At 49.2% G+C, this 24327-nt stretch carries 23 protein-coding genes; 3 read left to right on the top strand and 20 right to left on the bottom strand.

Features of this window, described 5'->3' with window-relative positions; all coding sequences use genetic code 11:
- From tnpA to ileS, 11 genes are all read right to left on the bottom strand, one after another.
- The coding region (tnpA, locus tag PUQ60_RS09855) for an IS200/IS605 family transposase (protein ID WP_273482954.1) at window positions 1-243 on the bottom strand (243 nt) is incomplete at its 3' end.
- Window positions 244-445: 202 nt separating this feature from the next.
- Window positions 446-1057 carry a manganese catalase family protein gene (locus PUQ60_RS09850; RefSeq protein ID WP_117795208.1) on the bottom strand — a complete coding sequence of 204 codons (612 nt, stop codon included), beginning with the start codon at window positions 1055-1057 and terminating at the stop codon, window positions 446-448.
- A gap of 3 nt (window positions 1058-1060) precedes the next feature.
- Window positions 1061-1315 (bottom strand): spore coat protein CotJB, encoded by a 255-nt coding sequence (locus PUQ60_RS09845; protein WP_022360123.1) that lies wholly within the window; start codon window positions 1313-1315, stop codon window positions 1061-1063.
- Window positions 1315-1713, bottom strand: a complete 399-nt coding sequence (locus PUQ60_RS09840; protein ID WP_243099926.1) for a spore coat associated protein CotJA — start codon at window positions 1711-1713, stop codon at window positions 1315-1317. The genes PUQ60_RS09845 and PUQ60_RS09840 overlap by 1 nt, the downstream gene beginning before the upstream one ends.
- A 92-nt stretch (window positions 1714-1805) precedes the next feature.
- The gene (locus PUQ60_RS09835) at window positions 1806-2201 is read right to left on the bottom strand and encodes a CBS domain-containing protein (protein ID WP_022360124.1); all 396 of its coding nucleotides are present in this window, start codon (window positions 2199-2201) and stop codon (window positions 1806-1808) included.
- A 204-nt stretch (window positions 2202-2405) separates the two neighbouring features.
- Window positions 2406-2996 (bottom strand): lactate utilization protein, encoded by a 591-nt coding sequence (locus PUQ60_RS09830; RefSeq protein ID WP_022360125.1) that lies wholly within the window; start codon window positions 2994-2996, stop codon window positions 2406-2408.
- A 310-nt stretch (window positions 2997-3306) separates the two neighbouring features.
- Entirely contained in the window at window positions 3307-4074 is a 768-nt protein-coding gene (locus PUQ60_RS09825) for a M23 family metallopeptidase (RefSeq protein ID WP_106999706.1), read from the bottom strand.
- A 40-nt stretch (window positions 4075-4114) separates the two neighbouring features.
- A complete protein-coding gene (locus PUQ60_RS09820; RefSeq protein WP_273380264.1) occupies window positions 4115-5107 on the bottom strand; it encodes a SpoIID/LytB domain-containing protein in 993 nt (330 codons plus the stop codon).
- Between the two features lie 214 nt (window positions 5108-5321).
- Entirely contained in the window at window positions 5322-5846 is a 525-nt protein-coding gene (locus tag PUQ60_RS09815) for a hypothetical protein (RefSeq protein ID WP_273380262.1), read from the bottom strand.
- 27 nt (window positions 5847-5873) lie between these two features.
- Window positions 5874-8342, bottom strand: a complete 2469-nt coding sequence (locus PUQ60_RS09810; protein WP_022360129.1) for a glycogen/starch/alpha-glucan phosphorylase — start codon at window positions 8340-8342, stop codon at window positions 5874-5876.
- 46 nt (window positions 8343-8388) lie between these two features.
- A complete protein-coding gene (gene ileS, locus PUQ60_RS09805; protein WP_022360130.1) occupies window positions 8389-11577 on the bottom strand; it encodes an isoleucine--tRNA ligase in 3189 nt (1062 codons plus the stop codon).
- A gap of 610 nt (window positions 11578-12187) precedes the next feature.
- Here ileS and PUQ60_RS09800 point away from each other — a divergent pair.
- Window positions 12188-13651 carry a nicotinate phosphoribosyltransferase gene (locus PUQ60_RS09800; RefSeq protein WP_022360131.1) on the top strand — a complete coding sequence of 488 codons (1464 nt, stop codon included), beginning with the start codon at window positions 12188-12190 and terminating at the stop codon, window positions 13649-13651.
- Window positions 13652-13915: 264 nt separating this feature from the next.
- Here PUQ60_RS09800 and PUQ60_RS09795 read toward each other — a convergent pair whose 3' ends face one another.
- The 6 genes from PUQ60_RS09795 to PUQ60_RS09770 all read right to left on the bottom strand — a co-directional run bounded on the left by PUQ60_RS09795 (window position 13916) and on the right by PUQ60_RS09770 (window position 19150).
- On the bottom strand, window positions 13916-14644 hold the full coding sequence (locus tag PUQ60_RS09795) for a YebC/PmpR family DNA-binding transcriptional regulator (protein ID WP_022360132.1): 729 nt from the start codon (window positions 14642-14644) through the stop codon (window positions 13916-13918).
- A 143-nt stretch (window positions 14645-14787) separates the two neighbouring features.
- Window positions 14788-15135 carry a type II toxin-antitoxin system PemK/MazF family toxin gene (locus PUQ60_RS09790; protein ID WP_106999700.1) on the bottom strand — a complete coding sequence of 116 codons (348 nt, stop codon included), beginning with the start codon at window positions 15133-15135 and terminating at the stop codon, window positions 14788-14790.
- Between the two features lie 215 nt (window positions 15136-15350).
- On the bottom strand, window positions 15351-16556 hold the full coding sequence (gene alr, locus PUQ60_RS09785; RefSeq protein ID WP_273380256.1) for an alanine racemase: 1206 nt from the start codon (window positions 16554-16556) through the stop codon (window positions 15351-15353).
- A 22-nt stretch (window positions 16557-16578) separates the two neighbouring features.
- The gene (locus PUQ60_RS09780) at window positions 16579-18093 is read right to left on the bottom strand and encodes an NAD(P)H-hydrate dehydratase (protein ID WP_118653408.1); all 1515 of its coding nucleotides are present in this window, start codon (window positions 18091-18093) and stop codon (window positions 16579-16581) included.
- Window positions 18090-18458: a holo-ACP synthase gene (acpS, locus tag PUQ60_RS09775; RefSeq protein WP_117795193.1), complete on the bottom strand. Its 369-nt coding sequence runs from the start codon at window positions 18456-18458 to the stop codon at window positions 18090-18092. Before acpS ends, PUQ60_RS09780 begins: the two co-directional genes overlap by 4 nt.
- Window positions 18455-19150 (bottom strand): redox-sensing transcriptional repressor Rex, encoded by a 696-nt coding sequence (locus PUQ60_RS09770; RefSeq protein WP_118523102.1) that lies wholly within the window; start codon window positions 19148-19150, stop codon window positions 18455-18457. Before PUQ60_RS09770 ends, acpS begins: the two co-directional genes overlap by 4 nt.
- A 272-nt stretch (window positions 19151-19422) precedes the next feature.
- Between PUQ60_RS09770 and PUQ60_RS09765 the strand changes: the two genes are divergently transcribed.
- Window positions 19423-21483 carry an ABC-F family ATP-binding cassette domain-containing protein gene (locus PUQ60_RS09765; protein ID WP_273380252.1) on the top strand — a complete coding sequence of 687 codons (2061 nt, stop codon included), beginning with the start codon at window positions 19423-19425 and terminating at the stop codon, window positions 21481-21483.
- A gap of 235 nt (window positions 21484-21718) precedes the next feature.
- Here the strand turns inward: PUQ60_RS09765 and PUQ60_RS09760 are convergent, their stop codons facing one another.
- Window positions 21719-23008: an N-acetylmuramoyl-L-alanine amidase family protein gene (locus PUQ60_RS09760; RefSeq protein ID WP_273380250.1), complete on the bottom strand. Its 1290-nt coding sequence runs from the start codon at window positions 23006-23008 to the stop codon at window positions 21719-21721.
- Window positions 23009-23255: 247 nt separating this feature from the next.
- On the opposite strand from PUQ60_RS09760, the gene PUQ60_RS09755 reads away from it, so the two are divergent.
- Window positions 23256-23453 (top strand): hypothetical protein, encoded by a 198-nt coding sequence (locus PUQ60_RS09755; protein ID WP_022359311.1) that lies wholly within the window; start codon window positions 23256-23258, stop codon window positions 23451-23453.
- 104 nt (window positions 23454-23557) lie between these two features.
- On the opposite strand, the gene PUQ60_RS11475 is transcribed toward PUQ60_RS09755, so the two are convergent.
- On the bottom strand, window positions 23558-23824 hold the full coding sequence (locus PUQ60_RS11475; protein WP_022359312.1) for a type I restriction-modification enzyme R subunit C-terminal domain-containing protein: 267 nt from the start codon (window positions 23822-23824) through the stop codon (window positions 23558-23560).
- Entirely contained in the window at window positions 23772-24041 is a 270-nt protein-coding gene (locus tag PUQ60_RS11470) for a type I restriction endonuclease (RefSeq protein ID WP_273419876.1), read from the bottom strand. Before PUQ60_RS11470 ends, PUQ60_RS11475 begins: the two co-directional genes overlap by 53 nt.
- Window positions 24042-24327: the final 286 nt, after the last annotated feature.

Raw genomic sequence — 24327 nt, 5'->3', positions numbered from 1 at the left:
AAATTGCGGTTTGCAATCCAGAAGTAAATGAATATGATCTGGCATAACCTCCATCGCCAAAATCTTAAATTTGTATTCCTCCGCAAGCCCATACAACATTTTTTTACATTCTGCGTCTATCCCATTTTTCAGGACCTGTTTTCGATATTTCGTGCACCAGACAAGATGATATTGCAAAGAATACACATATCCTCTACCATATGAAAGTGTATTTCTCTTAATAGTAAATATATCTTTTTCCATGTTTATATTATACCATATGCCCCCACACTTGGCAAACACTAGTTCTGTATCTTGATAAAAAATTTGGCACACCTAACTCATCACTACTACAATATACTTATGGGTAATCCCCTTACATCCAGTAAGGATTTATCCGTACTCGGTGCTGGTTTGAAAACCTCCGTAAAGAATGAATTTGACATTGTTTACGGAGGTTTTTGTTTTATCCCTTCGCTTTCACTTTATCAAACTCTGGGTTAAACGTATAGAAATTACGACTGCTCAGGTGATCCTGTACATTTCTTAAAGCTTCACCAAACCGCTGAAAATGTACAATCTCCCGCTCGCGCAGAAAACGGATCGGATCGCATACTTCCGGATCTTTGACCACGCGGAGAATATTGTCGTAGGTTGTGCGGGCTTTCTGCTCTGCTGCCATATCCTCATATAAATCCGTGATCGCATCGCCCTTCGACTGGAACTCGCACGCATTGAACGGGATTCCGCCTGCTGCCTGCGGCCAGATTGCCGTGGTGTGGTCAATATAGTATGGTCCGAACCCGGATGACTCGATCTGTGCCGGAGTAAGGTTGCGCGTGAGCTGCTGGACAATGGCGGCAATCATCTCCATATGGGCGAGTTCCTCGGTTCCGATGTCGGTCAGAAGTCCTTTCTGCATCTTATAAGGCATCGTATACCGCTGGGACAGGTAGCGCATAGAGGCTCCGATTTCGCCGTCAGGACCGCCATACTGGCTCATTATATATTGCGCGATCTTCGGATTCGGCGTCTTGATATTGACTGGATATTGTAATCTTTTTTCATATCTCCACATACGCTACACCTCCCCTTCCCACGGCCAGCGCTCTGTAAGCCAGGACCATGTGCATGCATCGTCCGCATCCTCGATCGTGAGCGGTCCAAACGATGCCTCATACGCTTTAACAGCTTCTTTCCGAAGTGCCACCACATACCGGTAATAATTCAGCGCATTCCTGTCATCCGGGTGAGTGTCCAGATAGAGAATCACATCATCCATTGCAAAGCTGGCATCATCAATCCGTTTCATCAATTTTCTGGCAGTCTCATTCATCAGCAGGCACCTCCCATCATAAACGGCAGATCCAGATCCGGAAAAATAGTTCCCCGCCTGAATGCAGTTTCCAGCGCATACGGCTGCTGCCAGGACTGAATCGGTACATATCCCATGCCGACCGGATAATTTCCGCCTCCCAGAAATGTCTGCGGCGGTCTGTTTCCTCCTGTCTGCGGATACGGGCGGGCAGGTCGGATTTCTGGCCCCTGCGGGCAAAATGCCCCATTTTCCGAAACAGGATGCACCGAACCAGCACAAGGTATTTCCGGCGGACAGGTTGGCGGTGCGGTATTTATGCAGCGATTGCCAGAAATGCCTGCCACCGGGCATGACATAAGAGGCATTCCCGAACGGCAGGCATTTTTCCGGCTGGAGTTATCCTGATAACCATTCATATTTCATTCTCCTACAAAAGCAATTATACTTTATCTTATGCAGGAAATATATAAATGCGATCGCCGCTGAAAAACAGAGCGATCATTATGTACTATTTTTTACAAAGGTAACTGATAACATCTTTTCTGGTAATAATACCGATAAAATTTTTCTGATCATCCAGCACCGGCACGAAATTCTGGTTCATGATCTTTCCCAGAAGATCTTCCATATCCGCATTGACAAGTACCGGCTGATTATCGGAACGGCGTGGAATCTCAGTGATCCGCACTTTTTCCAGTCCTTTCTGCACCAGATCTGTCTTATTTTTGAGTCCCCACAGCAGGTCGCCCTCGGTTAATGTCCCTGCGTAACGCCCTGCCTTCGTGATGATCGGTACCGCAGAATACTTGTACTTTTCCATCGTATCCATTGCCTGCCCAACCGTGTCCTCCTCATTCACATAAATGACTTCACTTTTCGGTGTCAGAAAAAATAATATATTCATGGTTTGCCTGTTCTCCTTTCATCTTTCCCCATACGTCCCCCATACGTATCTGTAGATTTTGTATATTTTCGTTCAAATCTGCCTTCGTTCTTCTTGATTATACCAAATCCGTCCAAAAAAGATATAAAGAAATCCTTATTTTTCCATCAAATTTTTCTATAATCGGTACTGTTCATGCCCGTGACCAGTAACTATATTCCACTCCTAATAACCCATCTCCTCATCCACAAACACAACCTCTACTTCCATCCCATTGCTCGGACGCTCCAGGATCACGATCGAATGGCAAATCCGTGCCGGGCTGTTGCAGTCTACGCAGACGCCCGTTTTCGCACACGGGGTCTGGACCTGCAGACGGGCTGCGTTCTTCGGTGCTGCGATCTGTTTTGCACGTTCCATCGCAGATGTCAAATCCGGACAGACTTTATTGTTTCCAATGACAAAATATACTTTTTCCGGTCCGAATAAGGTCTGCGACACGCGGTTTCCGGTTCCATCGATATTGACCAGTTCTCCGGTTTTGGAAACACCATTGGCGCTGGTTATGTACACCTCGGCACTTCTCGCTTCCACAAGCGTCTCGCGCCCCACCTTTTTCCAGTGCCAGATCACCTCATTTTTCTCGGAAAGTGCTTCATAAAGTCCCATCTCCTGTGCCGTCACGCTTCCGCCTATCGCAACTTTTTTCCCGGAAATCTGATCTTTCAGATAGTCCAACGCAGCCTCCTTTGTATCAAAGAAACTCGTTTTAAATCCGTGACGTTCAAAATTATTCTTCAGCAGTTCCTGTTCCATCTTTGTCCTCCTTATTAAATCGTTCAATTTATGGTAACTTTTATTTATAACCTACATTGGCAGCCTTTAGTCTTTGAAAATATTCGTACTTTACTTATAGTATATCAAATATTGGCAGAAAAACAAGGCGGAGCAAATTAGCTGCCCGCCTTGCTTCAAGTCAACAAAATTCCCTGTCTTCATGTTTTCATACAGCAGCTTTCTGTTTCAAAACCACCTGTCACAAAACACAAACTTATCCCTTCATTTCCAATTTCTGCCACAGCCAGAACCAGACTGCAAGGCGCATCATAAACAGCATTTCAGCCTGTCATTCCAGATAATCCAGCGCATCCACCGGTTCTCCGTCGTGCATCAGCTCGAAATATACGTTATTTCCCTCAATCGAATAGTATTTGGTCGGCTCTGCCACATATCCGAGTATCGTATCTTTTGCCACATACTGCTTCTGCGCCACCTGAACGTCTTTGAGCTGTCCACAGACCGCCGTGTAGCCGCTTCCCAGATCCAGCACAACATAATTGCCGATCTCCTCATTGGAACCGACTTCGGTTACCTGCGCCTCGGCGGGTGCGGCGACCGGCTCACTCACATCGCCCTGGATAATGAGCGCCGGATTGCATTTGTATTGATCGAGCGTCGGAAAATAGATGGTCGAATCCATGCTGTAATCGAGAATTACATTGCCCTGGACCGGCCAGCTTAAGCGATCGGTTCCATTGTAGGAAAGTGCGCGTGCGGCAGCTGCTCCGGCTCCCAGACTGCTCTCTTTTTCCTCCTCCATCGGCTTCTGATCAGCTTCATCCCGGTTATTGACCGAATACGAGGCGTCCGAACTTCCTGCCACCTGTGCGCGTGTTTCCGCCTGTCCGTCGTTTTCTTCTAAACGGTTCTGCGGCATCTCTTCCGCCAGGATTCCCTCCGTCTGCGGCACATCCAGATACGGATTTCTTCCATCCTGCGCATTATCTTTTCGAATTTTTACGGTTCCTGCTGCGGCTACGATTGTCAGCAGACCAAGCACTGTCATTACCAGAACAAGTTTGTCCCTGAATAACTGTCTTACTTTATTTTTCACGTTTATCACCTCGGTATTAGTCTTGCCGAAGTGAATCGTTTTATTCAGAAACGATTTGAATATTTTTAAAATAATGCTTTAAAATTTCTTCCGCGCTGCTCCCATTCTCCGCCATGAGTCCTGCCCCGTACTGCGACAACCCGTAACCATGCCCGCGCCCATAAGTAACACAGCGGATTTCGTCCCCGTCTTCCTCGAGGGAAAAAGCTGGCGACGGCACGCCTAACGCATAGCGCACCGCGTCCCCGCTGTACGTCTCCGCCCCAATCTGCACGGTTTCCACATAACCGGCGCTGTCCCGTTTCACGATCTGAATCTCCTCCAGAATCCGCTCTTCTTCCAGATTTTCCAGATCCGGGTGTTCTCCCAATGCATTCAGTCCTTCTTCCAGACGTTTTTTCAGTTCTTCCCGTGTCATGCCCTGCCGCGTCAGGTAGCCACCAGCGCCCTCATCCTCCTTTGCCGCAACCGACGCCAGATACGGATGCGCCTCATCCCCTTCGCGCGTCCGCCCCGCGCTCACTGCATGAAACAGCGGCTCAATATAATCCCCAGCCCAGATCGCCGTCTGTCCTGCGCTCTCCCGCACCGCCCCACAGATCGTCTGGTAATATTCCGGCATTCCAGCCGCCTCAAACCGGCTCTCGATCTGCTCCGGCTCCAGATAATCCATATCTAGCGCCGATTCCTCGATCGAATCTGCCCCGTCCATCTCCCGGTACAGCGCTGTCCGCGCCAGAATTGCCTGTGCCTTGACTGCTTCCTTCGGATAGCCGTCCGGAATCTGCACTGCAGTCAGACCGATCAGATATTCTTCCAGCGGGACAGCATACCCGGTTCCGTTGTTGCGGCCGCCATCCTCCCGATCCAGAAGGATCTTCCGACCATCCGTCTGACTTTCCCATCCAGATGTTCTATCTGAATTTCCTCCGATTTTTCCTCCATCCGCCCCCTGCACACGCCCGGAAACTGCCAGTGTTGTGATATATGGGATCAAAAAAGCCGCCAGTACGGCGGCAGTTCTCTTCTTCATTTCGGTTCTCCTGTTTTGACTGTTCCAGTACGGTTTCACGCATTTTCTGTTTTGCCATACCAGTAAACTTATGGTTTCAATGCCTTACAAACCTGCTTCTTTTCTCTGCCTTCCTTATCTTATGACAGGCACTCAAAAAATATCACAAGTCTACGCTCCGGCTTCTCCTCCGCCGCCCTTTGCAGTCTCTTCCGGTTTCCCCTCTATCATTCTTTTACTCCCCCAGCGTCACACCATCCAGCAGCCAGCGGAACCATCCCTTTTTCTTCATCACCACAGTTCCATGAAAGTCCATCGTCTTCTCCGGTGCCAGCATCTCATCGCCTTTTTCCAGGCAGAAACGCACCGAAACCGTGTAGTCATACGTCCGCGCCTTCTTCTCCCGCCCCGTCTCGCTCAGCTGGCAGCTCGTCACATACACGCGTTCCACCAGTGCGGAAAACTGCGATAATAAAAGGACATACGGAAGCCCCGTCTGCTCCAGCGCCTCGCATCCAGCCTCGGTTGCCGTCTTTCCATACTCTTTCGCATAGATCGCCGTCAGACCGTCCTGATACACCTCATCCAGATCAAACGCCCGGTTCGCCGTATAAAGCGAATAGATTTCCTTTTTCGCCTGCTGATAGGCGCTGTTTTTATAAGAAGCAAACAAAAACAGCGAAATGATAAAAAAGAGGGAAGCACACACAAGAGGAACCGAAAATCCTTGTGTCCCCGGTCTTTTTCTGTATCCTCTCATAGTGTGTCCTCCCTCTTTTTACTCCTTTTACAGTGCCTTTACATCATCATCGTCCACATGGATCTTCTCCAGGTGCCAGATGTCGCGCACATACTCCTCGATGGTACGGTCAGAGGAGAATTTACCAGCGCTTGCTGTGTTGAGCATGGCTGCTCTCGCCCACCAGTTCTCGTCACGGTAAGCTGCCTCGACGCGTTTCTGTGCTTCCGCATAGGAACGGAAATCTTTCAGGATGAAGTAGGTATCTGCCTTGGCACTGTTCTTTGTATTTAACAGAGAATTGTAAATATCGCGGAACAGCTCCGGATCCTGCGGTGAATAGTAGCCGTTGATGAGCTGCATCAGCACGCGGCGGATATCCTGGTCGGTGTTGAAGATCTCCTCCGGGTTGTAACCGCCGTTGTTCTCATAATTGATAACCTCGTCAGCGCTCAGACCGAAGATAAATGCGTTCTCCTTGCCTACCTCCTCTACGATCTCCACGTTCGCACCATCCATCGTGCCCAACGTCAGCGCACCGTTCAGCATGAACTTCATGTTGCCGGTACCGGACGCCTCCTTGCTGGCGGTGGAAATCTGCTCGCTGACATCCGCTGCCGCAAAAATCAGTTCTGCGTTGGAAACGCGGTAATCTTCGATAAACACAACTTTCAGCTTACCATTGATGGATTTATCATTGTTGATAACATCTGCTACGGAGTTAATCAGTTTGATCGTCTTCTTGGCAATCTGGTAACCTGCCGCTGCTTTCGCACCAAAGATAAAGGTTCTCGGAACCATATCCATGTTTGGATTGTCTTTGAGCTGGTTATACAGGTACATTACATGAAGAATATTTAAAAGCTGTCTCTTGTACTCATGGAGACGTTTTACCTGTACATCGAAAATGGAACGCGGATCAACGTCGATGCCGTTGTGCTCCTTGATGTATTTTGCCAGGCGCAGTTTATTCTGGTACTTGATGTTCATAAATTCCTGCTGGAATTTCGGATCATCGACGTATACTTTTAATTTTGCCAGGTGCGGAAGATCGGTAATCCACTCGTCGCCAATCTGCTCCGTGATCCAGTCTGCCAGAAGCGGGTTGCCATGCAGCAGGAAACGACGCTGGGTGATACCGTTTGTCTTATTGTTAAATTTCTCCGGCATCATCTCGTAGAAATCTTTCAGCTCCTGATTTTTCAGAATCTCGGTGTGAAGTTTTGCCACACCGTTGACGGAATATCCGGCTACGATCGCCAGATGTGCCATCTTGACCTGACCATCAAAGATGATCGCCATCTTTTTAACTTTCTCATAGTTATTCGGGTACTTATTCTGTACCTCGATCAGAAAACGGCGGTTGATCTCTTCCACAATCTGGTATACACGCGGAAGCAGGCGGGAGAACAGCTCGATCGGCCATTTTTCCAGCGCCTCTGCCATGATAGTGTGGTTGGTGTATGCACAACATTTTGTTGTGATACCCCACGCCTCATCCCAGTTTAAGCCTTCCTGATCCAGGAGCAGGCGCATCAGCTCAGCAACTGCCACGGTCGGATGCGTATCGTTCATCTGGAATACGATCTTCTCCGGCAGTTTGTGAATATCATCGTTTGTCTCTTTGAATTTCTTCAGAGCAACCTGTAAGCTGGCAGAAATGAAGAAATACTGCTGTTTAAGACGCAGCTCTTTACCCGCATAGTGGTTGTCGTTCGGATAAAGGACCTCAACCAGATTCTTCGCCAGATTCTCCTGCTCGACCGCCTTCTGGTAATCACCCTTGTCAAATGCAGAAAGGCTGAACGTGTCGATCGGCTGTGCATCCCAGATACGCAGGGTGTTGACTACGTTGTTGCCGTAGCCGACAATCGGCATATCATACGGAACTGCCAGAACAGACTGATAACCTTCCTGTACAAAATGGTTGCGCTCACCGTCCCACTCGGTCTTGACATAACCGCCAAATTTAACCTCGGTCGCATACTCCGGGCGGCGAAGCTCGAACGGATAACCGTTTTTCAGCCACTCATCCGGCACCTCCACCTGGTAGCCGTCTTTAATTTTCTGCTTGAACATACCGTAATGGTAACGGATGCCGCAGCCGTAAGCCGGATAACCAAGAGTTGCCAGGGAATCCAGAAAACATGCTGCCAGACGCCCCAGACCGCCGTTTCCAAGTGCCGGATCCGGCTCCTGATCCTCAATCGCATTGAGGTCAAAACCCAGCTCTTCCAGTGCTTCCTTCACTGCTTTTTTCGCACCCAGGTTGATGATATTGTTACCAAGCGCACGTCCCATCAGAAACTCCATAGAAAGGTAATATACCTTCTTTGCGCCTGTCTCGTCAAACTGCTTCTGAGTTGCAATCCAGTCGTCGATAATCACATCCTTGATCGCATAGGACACAGCCTGAAATATCTGCTGCGGTGTCGCCTCGTCGATCGTTCTGCGGTACTGGTTCTTTACATTTTCGATAATACTCTTTTTAAACTCTTCTTTGCTGATCTCGCGCATCCTGTCCTCCTAATATTCGTAGTATCACGGTTTCCCGCCAGGCACATCAGTCAGTCGTTTTCTCAACACCAAACATACCTTTTTCGCCATTGATATCCCACTCTTTTGTGTATCCGCCCATGGTGCCAATCAGGATATTATCAGCCAGAACCTCTTTCTTGATTTCCTCTGTATGGTTCTTTAAAATTTCTGCAAGTTTATCATTTCCGTCCTGGAAGACGTTGATATGGTTCATTACCTCAAAACCGGCTTCCTTACGCATCGTCTGAATCTTACTGATGATCTCGCGGACAAAGCCCTCTTCAATGAGTTCCGGTGTCAGATTGGTGTCCAGAACAACGGTAACGAAATTGTCACCCTCAGATACAAAGCCCGGTACCTGTGCCATGTCAATCAGAAGATCTTCTTTTGCCAGCTCTACCTTTGTACCATCCTGCGTCTCAAAGCTTAAAAGGTCGGTTTCATTTAAGGTATCCATCGCCTGATTTCCGTCCAGACCTGCAAGAATCTCTTTGATCTCGTTTACATACTTGCCATACTTGCGTCCAACGGTACGAAGCTGCGGTTTGAAGCTGTAGGAGGTAAATGCGCGGACATCATCCGTGAACTCTACTTTCTTCACATTCAGCTCATCCTGGATGATTTCCTGATAGAACTCCGGCAGAGCGGTCTCTGCCTTCACGAACATACGTCCGATCGGCTGACGGTTCTTGATATTAGCAGTATTTCTTGCTGCACGACCCAGAACGACAACCTTCAGGACTTCTTCCATTTTCGCTTCCAGATCCTTGTCGATGTGCGCCTCATTTGCAACCGGGAAGTCGCACAGATGGATGCTCTCCGGTGCCTCTTTATCCAGACTGCGAACCAGATTCTGGTAAATGTCTTCGGTCATGAACGGAATCATCGGAGCCGCTACCTTCGCTACGGTTACCAGTGCGGTGTAGAGTGTCATGTACGCATTGATCTTATCCTGCTCCATGCCCTTCGCCCAGAAACGCTCACGGCTTCTTCTGACATACCAGTTACTCATATCATCGACGAAATCCTGGAGCGCTCTTGCAGCCTCCGGAATGCGGTAGTTGCCCAGATCGTCGTCCACCTCTTTGATGAGGCTGTTTAACTTAGACAGCAGCCATTTGTCCATAACCGGAAGTTTATCGTATTCCAGCGTATATTTGGTTGCGTCAAAATTATCAATATTCGCATAGAGTACAAAGAATGCATAGGTATTCCAGAGAGTACCCATGAAACGTCTCTGTCCCTCGATAACGGCTTTTCCGTGGAAACGGTTCGGCAGCCACGGTGCACTGTTAATGTAGAAATACCAGCGGATCGCGTCAGCGCCGTAAGTCTGCAGTGCATCGAACGGGTCAACCGCGTTGCCCTTGGACTTACTCATCTTCTGTCCGTTCTCATCCTGGACATGCCCCAGAACGATAACATTCTTGTACGGCGCCTTGTTAAAGATCAGGGTCGAGATAGCTAACAGGGAGTAGAACCATCCACGCGTCTGATCAACCGCCTCGGAGATGAAATCTGCCGGGAACTGCTGCTCAAACAGTTCTTTATTTTCAAATGGATAATGATGCTGTGCAAATGGCATGGAACCGGAATCAAACCAGCAGTCGATAACCTCCGGTACACGGTGCATCTGTTTGCCGCACTTCGGGCAGGTGATCGTCACATCATCGATGAATGGGCGGTGAAGCTCAACCTCTCCATTTGCCTCCTGATCCATCTCTTTTGCATATTTTTTCACAACGTCCGTGTAGTTCGGGCTCATAGATTTTAATTCTGCCTGGCTTCCGATCGCGTGCTGGCAGCCGCACTCGCACTCCCAGATATTTAATGGAGTACCCCAGTAACGGTTACGGCTCACGCCCCAGTCCTGGACATTCTCCAGCCAGTCACCAAAACGCCCTTTACCGATGCTCTCCGGAATCCAGTTGATCGTGTTGTTGTTGCGGATCAGGTCATCCTTGACTGCGGTCATCTTGATGAACCAGGATTCACGTGCATAGTAGATAAGTGGTGTATCGCAGCGCCAGCAGTGCGGGTAGCTATGCTCAAATACCGGTGCAGAGAACAGAAGTCCGCTTTCTCTTAATGCTTTCAGAACCTCCGGATCGGCTTTCTTGCAGAACATACCAGCCCACGGAGTCTCCTTCGTCATCTCGCCCTTGCCGTCTACCAACTGTACGAACGGAAGGTCATATTTTCTGCCGACCTTGGAGTCATCCTCACCAAATGCCGGCGCGATGTGTACGACACCGGTACCATCGGTCAGTGTTACATAATTATCGCAGACAATGTAGAATGCTTTCTTATGCTGTTTTTCACAGGTTGCTACGGCATAGTCAAATAATGGCTCATACTCTTTATATTCCAGATCTTTTCCGACAAAGGTTTCCAGGACATCGTAAGTGCCCTCGCCCAGAACGGTATCACACAGCGCCTGCGCCATATAATAAACCGTGCCATCCTCTTTCATTTTTACCTTTACATATGTCTCGTCCGGATTTACACAGAGCGCCACGTTGGACGGAAGTGTCCACGGGGTGGTTGTCCATGCAAGAATGTATGCATCTTCGCCCTTTACCGGGAATTTAGCAATCGCAGAACGCTCTTTGACGTCCTTATATCCCTGTGCCACCTCATGGCTGGACAGCGGGGTGCCGCAGCGCGGGCAGTACGGTACGATCTTGAAGCCCTTATAAAGAAGTCCCTTGTTCCAGATTTCTTTTAATGCCCACCACTCAGACTCAATGAAGCTGTTGTGGTAGGTAACATACGGATGCTCCATGTCTGCCCAGAAACCAACGGTGTTGGAGAATTTTTCCCACATTCCTTTGTATTTCCAGACACTCTCTTTACAGTGCTCGATGAACGGCTCCAGACCATACTGCTCAATCTGCTCCTTGCCGTCCAGTCCCAGCATCTTCTCTACTTCCAGCTCAACCGGAAGACCGTGGGTATCCCATCCAGCCTTTCTCGGAACCATGTAGCCCTTCATCGCGCGGTATCTCGGAATCATATCCTTGATAACACGAGTCAGCACGTGTCCGATGTGCGGCTTGCCGTTTGCGGTAGGCGGTCCGTCATAGAATGTATAGGTCGGTCCCTGCTTACGGCTGTCGATACTCTTCTTAAAAATCTGCTCATCTTCCCAGAACTTCTCAATGTTCTTTTCACGTTCCACGAAATTCATGTTTGCCGGAACTTTGTTGTACATGATAAATTCCTCCTAAAAATATGAAATAAAGTTTTTATTTCATAGAATGTCTTTTTCTATGAAATAAAAATGGACCCATCCTGTAACAGGACAAGGGCCCACTTGCTTTTAACCACCTATTACTGCATACCTTTATATGCGCTCCCTATAACGGAGGAAACCGTCGGTACTTACTGAATTTTCCTTCCGGGCGCTGTCAGAAACGGCGCTCAGACTTCCAAAAATGGTTCAGCCCGAAGCTCCGGAGTGATCTTCGCATCCGCCTTACTCACAGCAGGCTCTCACCGTCCCTGCCTCGCTCCCGCTTTCCCTGCGGCGCTACTGTCTCCATCATTGCTTTTCCTATCATAATTAGTAATCAAATCACTAACATGGACATTGTATCTTTTTTCCAGATGGTTGTCAAGGAATGTTTCGGATATGATTCACATGTTATAAAATTATCATTATTTTGCCATTCCCCTGATTTTATGGTATAGTATATAAAATATGTCTGTCTTTACTTTAAAAAACAGACACAGACATTCATTGCAAATATAAACAATGAAGTATACTATATATAAAAAGAAGGACGTGCCCGCAGCCGTCTTTCGCAACAAAGGAGAATATTATGGAGCCAAGAAACCTTACCCTATTGACCGACCTGTATGAACTGACGATGATGCAGGGCTATTTCCGGGAGAAAGATGCCAACGAAACCGTCATTTTTGATGCGTTCTACCGCACAAACCCGGATGGAAATGCGTTTTCCATCTGCGCCGGCTTAGAGCAGGTCATTGACTATGTGAAAAATCTTCACTTCGATGATGCCGACATCGAATACTTACGCGGACTCGGCATTTTTGATGAAGATTTCCTCGAATATCTTCACAATTTCAAATTTTCGGGTAACATCTACGCAATCCCGGAAGGCACTGTTGTCTTCCCGCGTGAGCCCCTCGTCAAGGTCATCGCGCCGATCATGGAAGCACAGCTGGTTGAGACTGCCATCTTAAATATCATCAACCACCAGAGCCTGATCGCGACCAAAACCTCCCGTATCGTCTTCGCCGCACGCGGGGACGGAATCATGGAGTTTGGGCTTCGCCGCGCGCAGGGTGCTGACGCCGGTACCTATGGCGCCCGCGCTGCCATGATCGCCGGCTGTATCGGCACTTCCAATGTACTGGCCGGAAAACTATTTGACGTTCCGGTCAAGGGAACCCACGCACACAGCTGGATCATGAGTTTCCCGGATGAGCTGACTGCGTTCCGCGCTTATGCAAAGCTCTATCCGAGTGCCTGCATCCTGTTAGCCGATACCTATGATACCCTGGGTTCCGGTGTTCCGAACGCGATCCGCGTCTTCCAGGAGATGCGCGACGCCGGTATCCCGCTGACTTTCTACGGCATCCGCCTCGACAGCGGCGACCTTGCATATATTTCCAAGAAAGCCCGCAAGATGCTGGATGACGCCGGATTCCCGGATGCAGTCATCTCCGCCTCCAACGATCTGGATGAATACCTGATCGACAGCCTGAAGATTCAGGGCGCTGCCATCACGTCCTGGGGTGTCGGCACAAACCTCATTACCTCCAAGGACTGCCCTTCCTTCGGCGGCGTTTATAAGCTGGCTGCCATCATGGACCGTCACACAGGCAAATTTATCCCGAAGATCAAGCTTTCGGAAAATACAGAAAAGGTTACCAATCCGGGCAACAAGACCATCCAGCGAATCTATGACAAGGAGACTGGCAAGATTATCGCAGATCTGATCTGTCTCGTGGATGAAGAGTTCGATGAGAAGAATTCCCTTCTGCTCTTCGATCCGATCGAGACATGGAAAAAGACACACCTCGCGCCGGGCACCTACACCATGCGCGAACTTCTCGTTCCAATCTTCAAAAACGGCGAATGCGTTTACGAGTCTCCAAAGGTTATGGACATCCGCGAATACTGCAAGAAAGAACAGGAGACGCTGTGGGATGAGTCCCGCCGTCTGGTAAACCCGCATGAGATTCATGTGGATCTCTCCAACGAGCTGTGGCATATGAAGGCACAGCTGTTAGACAGCTATCATTATACAAGCAACTAGTAGATAAAATACGAATAAATACCATGTTCAGGCAAGTTTATTGCTGCCGGACATGGTATTTTTTTCTTTCACGCTTCCATAAAATTTGCAAAATAAAAACGAATGTGTCTCCAAGGAAATTCCTATTACACAAAAACTGCCGCCAAATACATCCGGTTGCCAGCCCTCTTCTTTGAAAAGTCCAGCTCGCCATTGTATTCCAGCGACAGTTTTTATATGAATCGTATCTTTATTTTTTTAAATCTATATCAAATATGATATCAATTACTCATCCCAGTTATGGTAAGTAGCCTGTACGTCATCATCCTCATCCAGAAGATCCAGGATTCTCTGCATCTTTTTGATGGATTCCTCATCGGTAAGCTCTACCCAGTTCTGCGGAATCATGGTAACGTCTGCTTCCATCATCGGAACGCCAGCCTTCTCCAGCGCCTCGCGGACTGCAGAGAAATCTTCCGGTGCGGTGATCACTTCGTAGCTGTCCTCCTCCTCGGAGAAATCCTCAGCTCCTGCATCCAGTGCAAGCATCATCAGCTCATCCGGATCCATCTCGCACTCTTCTTTGTCGATGATGATCTGACCTTTTTTATCAAACATGAAGGACACGCTGCCCGGAGTACCTACGTTTCCGCCGCCCTTGGTAAATGCGCTGCGGACATTCGCTGCGGTACGGTTCTTGTTGTCGGTCAGGGTATCTACGATGATAGCGACGCCATTCGGACCATATCCCTCGTATGTAAGATTCTCGTAATTGACAGAGTTTGCATCTCCGGCTGCTTTCTTGATACCACGATCGATGGTATCGTTCGGCATATTGTTCGCTTTTGCTTTTGCAATCACATCACGCAGACGGCTGTTGTTTGCCGGATCCGAACCACCTTCCTTAACAGCTACGGCAATCTCACGACCGATAACGGTAAAGATTTTTCCCTTTGCTGCGTCGTTTCTCTCTTTTTTGTGCTTAATATTGGCGAACTTTGAATGTCCTGACATAAAATAACACTCCTCTTTCTATCTTCTTTGTTGTATCTTTTCGCTCATCAGCTTTTATATCACGCCGATTTCGGCACTAAAAAGCTGCATCTTAACTATTTTAACACCATTCTGTATGCTTGACAAGGGGTTCGCGGCTGATTTTATGTATCCAGTTCCAGACTGACCTTCAGCGCACGGTCCACCTCCTGTAAAAGCGCCCCGTCGATATGACAGATTTTCTCTTTCAGCCGCTGCTTATCGATCGTGCGGAGTTGTTCCAGTAAAATGACCGAATCCCTCACCATCGCACAGCGGCGCGTGTTTAATTCCACATGCGTCGGCAGCTTGGCTTTGTTCATCTTTGATGTGATCGCCGCGCAGATCACGGTCGGGCTGTGCTTGTTGCCGATATCATTCTGGATGACCAGCACCGGGCGGACGCCGCCCTGCTCTGAGCCGATGACCGGTCTTAAATCTGCGTAATAAATATCTCCTCGTCTGATAATCACTCGATTCACACTCCGTCCAAACTATTTTAAGATATAAATAACTGCTTTGTACTTTCACAGCTTCACAGTCCGTTTATACCGTTAGTATGGACAGATTTACACCGCCTATACGCGGGTCGTCCCATAAATGCATCCGGCAGTCCGGGTTCCAGGCTTTGCCGAAGCTATCTACTTTATCTTATGAATCCTTTTTCTAAATGGTTCAAACACCGGCTTTACTCCATAAAATCCTCATACCGATCATCATTATAATCCTTTTTCCCGACGATCTTTCCACCTCTCACGTACACGCGCGGCACACGTTTTCCAAGCACGCATGGGATCTCATAGTGGAAACCGCCACTCCATTCCGCCAGCTCTTCCATCGTGATCTCGTCGTCCCCGTCGCGTCCGACCAGCGTTACCCGCGTGTCCTCGGCAGCCTCCGGGATATCGGTCACATCGATCATGCACTGATCCATGCAGACGCGTCCCAGAATCGGTGCGCGGTGTCCATGAATCAGGACATAACCCTTTCCAGAGAGATTTCTCGGATAGCCATCGCCGTATCCGGCGCCAATCGTCGCGATCCGCATCGGACGGTCCGTCACAAAGGTTCCGCCGTAGCTGATCGGCGTGCCCGGCTCCACTTCCTTAACATAGGTAATAAAGCTGCGGATCTCCATCGCCGGGTAAATCTTCATGTTCCGCTCTACCTCATCCGACGGATACAGACCGTATACCGTGATACCGGCTCTCGCCGCATCCAGTCCCATCCGCGGCAGCTCCATGATCGCTGCACTGTTCGCACAGTGGCACATCGGAATATGAACGCCTGCAGCTTCCAGACCTTCATGGAATTTCTGGTACCGCTCATACTGTAAATGGGTAAATGCCTTATCCGCCTCGTCAGCACGCGCAAAATGTGTAAACATTCCCTCGATCTCAATGCCCGGAAGCTTTGCAATCCGCTCTATCTCTTTCAGGCTATTTTCATCCGGGTGAAATCCGATTCGTCCCATGCCGGTATCGAGCGCAATATGCATTTTCGCCGTCTTTCCCATCGAAACCGCAAGTTTTGAGAGCAGCTCTGCCTTGTCTTCCTCAAAGATCGCTGGACGAATATCGCCCTCAATCAATTCCGCGAAATGGCGCGGGTGCGTGCTGCCAAGCACCAGAATCGGTTTGTCAATGCCGTGGCGGCGCAGGTTCTGTCCTTCCTCCAAGGTTGCCACCGCATAGCCCCAGACAAACGGCGCGATCGTCTTCGCCACCGGGACAGCCCCGTGACCGTAACCATCCGTCTTAACAACGCCGATCATCTTCGTTTTTACCGGAAGATTTTCGCGCATCGCCTCCATATTTTTCACAATCGCATCCAGGTCAATCCGCGCATAAATCCGGGTATATGGTTCTTCTGCCATTGTATATGCTTTTTCCATCTTTTTGTCATCCTTTTTATTTTCAATCTATCTTTTCAAGCAGACAGTCCGCGATATCTCTTGCCAGCACGGAATGCTCTCCCTTTTTACAGGCAGCTGCCGCCCCAGCTCTTCCGTGCAGGAACACGCCGAGCGCCGCCGCTTCATCCTCTGAAAATCCCAGCGCCAGAAGCCCGGCAATCACACCGGTCAGCACATCGCCGGAACCGCCCTTTGCCATCGCGGCGCAGCCGCTGTCGCCGATATACACATTGCCATCGCGCCCCGCCGTCACCGTCACAGCATCCTTGAGCACGCAGGTCACGCCTTTTTCTTCGCCATACCGCACCGCTGACTCGACCAGATCCCGTTTCAGATCCTCAATCGAGCGTCCCGTCAGACGCGCCATCTCTCCCAGATGCGGAGTAACGATCACATTTTCCGTAAAATACCCGGACAAATGCGGATGCTGTGCGACAGCATTTAATCCATCCGCATCCACAATGATCGGCACATAGGCGGAAAGCAGCACGTTCTGCACCAGACTTGCGACATGGGCTTCCTTTCCCAGTCCCGGTCCCAGCACAATCGCGCTCGCCCAGCCGCACTCCTGTTCCACCAGGCTCTTAAAACCTGCCGGATCCGTCTGTGCCTGTTCCGGATCATACGGCGTCAGGATCGCCTCCGGAAGGAGATTTTGCAAAATCGGCACATTTGCCCGGACGGTCAGGATCTTCACAAGTCCCGCGCCCATCCGGTACGCGGCCAGGGCGCTCAAATACGCTGCGCCGCACATCCCCTCCGAACCGGCTGCGATCAGGATTTTTCCATACGTTCCCTTGTTGGCGTCTGCCCGCCGTTTCGGGATCTGGCTCCGATCCTCCGGATCATAGGCAAAATAGGTATGCCCTTCATATTTTGTATACGCCGGAAATCCGATGTCGGCAATCACAATCTCGCCGCACAGCTTCCGTCCCGGATAGAACACCATTCCCAGCTTTTCATAGCCGAAAGTAACGGTCAGATCCGCCTCAACTGCCTCGCCAAGCGCCGCCCCTGTCTCTGAGCTGACGCCGGACGGAATATCAACCGCAACTACCGCCTTTGGCTCCTGCTCCCGCATAAAACGGATCGCCTCGGCAAATTCACCGCCGACCTCTCTGGAAAGACCCACGCCAAAGATCGCATCTACCATGATCTCCACATGCCCCGGCACATAATTTTCAAATGCCTCCACCGGGATCCCCAGATTCCGGTCAATCGCCACCTGGCAGGTCATCTCCCCCGTCCAGTGCGCCTTGTCACCGACCGTGAGCACCGTCGGAAGCGCGCCGCGCAGAAAGAGAATCCTAGCCAGCGCCGCGCCGTCCGCACCGTTATTGCCCGTTCCGCAAAATACCAGAAGCCTCTGCCCTGAAAGCTTTCCATACCGTTTTTCCATCTCGTCTGCAACCGCCAGCGCCGCTCGCTCCATCAGTACCAGAGAGGGTATCCCCACTTTCCGGATTGCATATCCATCTATCTCTTTCATCTGTTTTCCTGTCACCAGACGTCTCATTTCCATTCCCCCTCTCCGACTGCGTAAGCGGATGCAAGACTGCCTGTATTCGTGATCGACACGTGAATCCGGGTGATTTTTAGGCTGTCCGCAAGTTTTTTCGCTCCCCCGTGAAGCCGCACCCACGGTTTTCCAAGCTCGTCCCGGAGCACTTCTATATCCAGCAGTCCAAAGCCCCGAAAGCCTGTTCCAAACACCTTCGAGACTGCCTCTTTTACCGCAAAATCGCCGGCGAGCCGGGACACCTTTCCCCCAGCCTGCCGACGCTCTTCTTCTGTATATACACGCACCAAAAAAGCCTCTTTTTCACAGGCTTTTTTGATTCGCTCTATCTCTATCAGATCCGTACCAATTCCGACGATCATTTTGTTTCTCCGGCATCAGCTGCCTCTTCCTGCTTTCTCTGCGCTTCTTCTCTCGCTTTCTGATCCTGCATGCTGCATACGCGGTAAGAAAGGCGCATCAGGCTCTCCGACAGATGGACATTTTCCACCACAACGTCATCTGGAACCTGTAAATCTGTATGGGCAAAATTCCAGATCGCCTTGATTCCGGCTTTGACAAGCCGATCCGCAATCTCCGGCGCTTTCGACTTCGGAATCGTCAGCGCTGCGATCTGCACTTCATTGTCCTTGATAAACTGTTCCAGATCCTCAATACCGCGGATCTCCACTCCACGGACTACCAGGCCGACCAGACGCGGATTCACATCAAACATGCCTTTGATTAAAAAACCACGCCGCTCAAAATTTGTATAATTCGCGATCGCCTGACCCAGATTTCCCGCACCGATAATAATTAGGTTATGCTGACGGTCAATTCCCAGAATCCGGGCAATCTCCGAATATAAATACTTTACATTATAACCATATCCCTGCTGACCAAATCCGCCGAAATTGTTCAGATCCTGACGAATCTGGGACGCTGTCACCTTCATGCGGATACTCAAATCATTCGATGAGATTCTCTCTACTCCCTCCTCGAGCAATTCGCCCAAGTAACGATAGTATCTGGGTAGCCTAGAAATGACCGCTTTAGATATCTCTTTCTGTTCCACGGCTTTCTTCCACCTTTCTTTCCTCTAACGTTGTCCATATGGTTTACGCAAACCTTCGGACAATCTGATAAATTTATTATAGTCATATGATAAATAATTGTCAATTTTTTTATTTCATATGAGGGATTTTACATTGTACTTCGCAAAATTTTCTGACCAGAAACAGCCATTAACCGTTCTCATTCTTGCATTGCTTCTTTATTTATATTATAATTTGAGATTGACGGTATATTTTTAACCGAAATACATGGATACAACCACAGGAGGAATCTATGATTTTATCTTGCAGCAATATTTCAAAAGCATTCGGTACAGAGGAAATCCTCAAACACGTATCGTTTCATGTAGAAGATCACGAAAAAGCTGCCATCGTCGGCATCAACGGAGCCGGTAAATCGACTCTTTTAAAAATAATTGTCGGAGAACTCGCAGCAGACGAGGGCTCCGTGACCATCGCCAAGGGCAAAACCCTCGGTTACCTGGCACAGCACCAGGATCTGCATAGCCAGACCACCATTTATGACTCTCTTCTGGAGGTCAAACGTCCGATTCTGGAAATGGAACAGCAGATCCGCACGCTGGAACTCCAGATGAAGCACGCCGAGGGCGAAAAGCTCGAGACGATGCTCAACACTTACAGCCGCTTAAACCATGAATTTGAACTTTTAAACGGCTACGCATGGCAGAGCGAGATCACCGGTGTCTTAAAGGGACTCGGCTTTGTCGAGGAAGAATTTTCCAAACCGGTTTCCGAACTTTCAGGCGGTCAGAAAACGCGCGTCTCCCTCGGTAAGCTCCTGCTCTCCAAACCGGATATCATCCTTTTGGACGAGCCGACCAACCACCTCGACATGGAATCCATCGCGTGGCTGGAAACCTATCTGATGAACTACGCCGGGACGGTTATCATCGTTGCCCACGACCGCTATTTTCTGGACCGCGTCGTGACCAAGATCGTCGAGCTGGACGGCGGCATCGCCACCTCTTTCCAGGGCAATTACACCGCCTACAGCGAGAAAAAAGCGATCATCCGCGCCGGTGTGCTCAAGGCTTACTTAAACCAACAGCAGGAGATCCGCCATCAGGAGGAGGTTATCACCAAACTCAAATCCTTTAACCGTGAGAAATCCATCAAGCGCGCCGAGAGCCGTGAAAAAATGCTTTCCAAGATGGATCTTCTGGAAAAACCAACCGAAATCAACGACGCAATGCACATTACACTGGAACCGTGCGTCACCAGCGGAAATGACGTTCTCTCCGTCCGTGAGCTTGCCAAGAGTTTCGACGGCATGACACTCTTCACGGATCTGAACTTTGAGGTAAAACGCGGCGAGCGCATCGCCATCATCGGCAACAACGGAACCGGCAAGACCACAATTCTCAAGATGATCAACGGTCTTCTGACCCCGGACAACGGCGAGATCCGGTTAGGTTCCAAGGTGCATATCGGTTACTACGATCAGGAACACCAGGTTCTGCACATGGACAAGACGCTCTTTGACGAGCTGCAGGACACCTACCCGGATATGAACAACACGCAGATCCGAAATGTGCTGGCGGCATTTCTCTTCACCGGCGACGATGTCTTTAAGCGCATCCGCGATCTGAGCGGCGGCGAACGCGGACGTGTTTCCCTGGCGAAGCTGATGCTCTCGGAGGCGAACTTCCTGATCCTCGATGAGCCGACCAACCATCTGGATATCGCCTCGAAGGAGATTCTGGAAAACGCGCTGGTTCATTATACCGGAACCGTTCTCTACGTCTCCCATGACCGATATTTCATCAACAAAACTGCGACCCGGATTCTCGATCTGACGATGGGAACACTGATTAATTATATTGGAAACTACGATTATTATCTGGAAAAGAAGGAGACGCAGGAGAAAGCCTATCTGGCTTCCGCCGCACAGGCAGCCAGCCGCTCTGCAAAATCTTCCGGAGCCGGAAACACAGGGACTTCCAGCCATCTGACCGCTGCGGCAGGCGCAAATCCGACTGCTCTTTCTGGAAATGGCACTGGCACCTCTGCTGCTTCGTCCGCTTCTGCCGTGACCGCTGCAGTTCAGGCGGCAGCCAGCGCTTCCTCCGGCAAATTGGACTGGAAACAACAGAAGGAAGAACAGACGCGGCTTCGTAAGAAACAGAATGAATTGAAACGCGTCGAGGAAGAAATCCACACCCTTGAAACCCGCGATCAGGAGATCGATGCGCTTCTCTGCGATGAGACTGTCTTTTCCGATGTTCCGCGTTTGATGGAACTGAATAAAGAGAAGGAAGAACTGAATGCAAAGTTAGAGGGATTGTATGAGAAGTGGGAGGAATTGGCGGAGTAAAGAGCTTTCAGAAAGGTTTCTAATTGCCACGAAAAGGGAGTGCCCCTGGGGTGGTAACTCGCCGCTGCTTTCCTGCATATGTTTGTTCGCTTGCTTTCACTACACGCGTTCGCCTGTATCGGACGTACGTCCGCTCCATTCGGACACGTGTGTTCAAGATGTGTACAAACATATGCGGAAACAGCTCTGAGCTACCACCCCAGAGGCACTCCCTTTTCTTAGGTTTATCCTGTTTTTAATTTTGAGATGCCGGACCACTCTTCGTCTTCAAAGTTTCATCCCCAGCGGGTCCATTCCCACTTCCAGAAAGTTCAGGATCGGAGTTCATCTCGCTCCCTTCGGCTTCGTCTGGTTTTTGTCCTTCCTGCCAGAATCCTAGCTTTACGACATATTTGTATAATTCCGGACTGTTTTTTCGGATGTCAGCTCGGACATCTTCGTCACAGCAGGCGGCGAAAAAGCTGCCGAACTGCATCTCCGGCTTGTCGTCAAAGTAGGATGGAAGTGGCTGCACCAGTCCACTGCCAGCCAGATATCGCTCGAAATCCGTCAGGGCACGTGAGGTTTCTTCGTCGCTTAGTTCCGACGCAGCGAACTCGCCGAATGCCATCGCAAGTCCCTGCGGTTTAGAAAATTTGATTTTCTTGTAATGCACATCTGTATCATAATTGACAAAATAGATACCCTCCTCTGTTTTCGGTGCTGAGAAGTATGCCTTGTCTGTGTAGTACATCAGCTCCCAGCCTGATTCTGCAAATCGTTTGATCCACTCTCTTGGAACGCCCGCCAGTTCTTTCGTAATCTGTTCTTTTTCACTGTCCGACGGACGCCGTTTTCCCATCAAACGCACATCATGCGTCCGGTCGCGCAGTCCATTTGCATCGTAGTAGTTGAGTTCCACGTACTGATCCGCCGCCATCTGACCATTGTCAAAGAAATAATATTTATGCCCGTTTACCATCCGGTTTCCGCCGCTGAACATAACACATTTGGAATCAAACCAATACCAGGCATTTCCTGCCTGATACCAGCCGGTCGTCAGTGCCCCATCCTCATTTGCATGATACCACTGATCTGTCTCTTCCTCATAAATCCAGCCAGTCATCATCGCGCCGCTCTCGGCGAAATAATAACGGTTTGTGCCGATTTTCCGGAGTCCCCGCTGCATATAGCTGCTTTTTCCCAGATAATACCAGTGACCATTCGATTTCAGCCAGGACGCTTTCAAAAAGCTGCCATCCGTCAGGCGGTACTGCCAGTCCTCGCCGTCTCCGACCCACTCGCCCTCATACAGATACATTTCTTTATTTTCAAAACCAGCCGCGCCACTTTCTGCCGCCGATGCCTCTGTCTCCGTTATATCATTGGCATTATTTTCGATGCCGAACCTGTAAACTTGATTTTCTTCCTTGCCCTGCGCCGAGGTGTCCGCAGACGCATCGTTACCTGCCGCCAGCGCTGTCCCACAAACAAACAGGGATACTAAAAAGGATGCTGCCCACATAAATTTTTTCTTCCAATTCATCGTGTGCCTCCCCTTTCTTGTTCATAATTAAGCAAAAAACTGTGAACAGTTGCCACATCTCTTCTTATTTTACCGCACCGCAAATGAAAAGTATAGAAAAAAATTCTTACATCCTTTATAATAATAAAATAAAAGGCATTTCATCAAAGACGGCAATATCCAATCTGCCTTTGAAACAATATAAAAATGATTGCAAATTCCAATCACTCTTTTTTATAGAGTTATAAAATTAGAAAGGATACCATATATGAAATCAAAACGCATTTTGGCGCTGACAGGTGCTGTTATCCTAATCGCCCTCTACGTCTCTTCCATCATCTTCGCCCTGATGGACAGTCCACTGGCAGAAAATCTGCTGCTGGCATCGCTGTTCTGCACGATCGTTATACCGGCGGTGCTCTATGGGTATGCGGTGGCACTGCGATATTTTAAAAAGAAAAAATAACGTTCAAAAAGCAAACGACTGTCTATTTCTAACACAATACGCAGTCGTTCGCTTCTTTCATTCTTCTATACTGACTGCCTCCGCAGTCTCCTGTCATTTTTTCATCATCCCGCCACTGTAACCGCATTCTCCCGGACATCATTAATCGCTTTCATAAGCGCTGTTCTCGTTCTCACATCAAACAGCTTTAAAAAACTAATTGGCTTATCAAACGGAGGCTTCTGCAAAACAGCCACATTCTCCATATACCCATTCTGCTCCATATGATTAATAATCTTATGAACAAAATTGATCTGCCGTTGGTTCAATGACTGATCGTTAATAAACTCCGAAAATGCCACTGACCGGACGCTGTGGAGAAGTCTTGTCATCCCAGAAATACGTTTCAAATCCATTCGTCGTAAACATCATCGGTCTGCGGCCAAACTTCCGCTCTAAACAGTCCGCATACAGCATAACCTGTTTCCGACCAACATTCGGATCCTTGCTGGTGCGCTTCGCTTCCACCACCGCCAGAGGGCTGCCATCCTTTCCAAACAGGACATAATCACAATATCCCGCTTCACAATAAACGGCAGCTTCCCCCATGTATTATAATCAACCGAGAAACGGAAACTCGGCTCATGAATCAGGGACTGCAAATTGTCCTTGTACGGCATTTGCATCGTATTATCCGCAGAATAGACCCATTTTACCGCCAATTCCAATGCCTTTCTGCATCCTACCGCGCACATTGCAGGAGCGGATGCATATACCCGTTCCACTTCCATCACCGCTGGCGCAAATAATGCATATTCTTTTGTATTCTGTGACATACTTCCTCCACTTAGCTAACGCTTGAAGTGGGGGCTTCTCGTTCGATTGCCCTATTGGG

Source organism: Clostridium sp. AF02-29, from assembly GCF_934835585.1.
Lineage (GTDB): Bacteria > Bacillota > Clostridia > Lachnospirales > Lachnospiraceae > Otoolea > Otoolea fessa.
The sequence above is the reverse complement of the archived record's forward strand: the minus strand, read 5'-3'. Positions and strand labels throughout refer to the sequence as shown.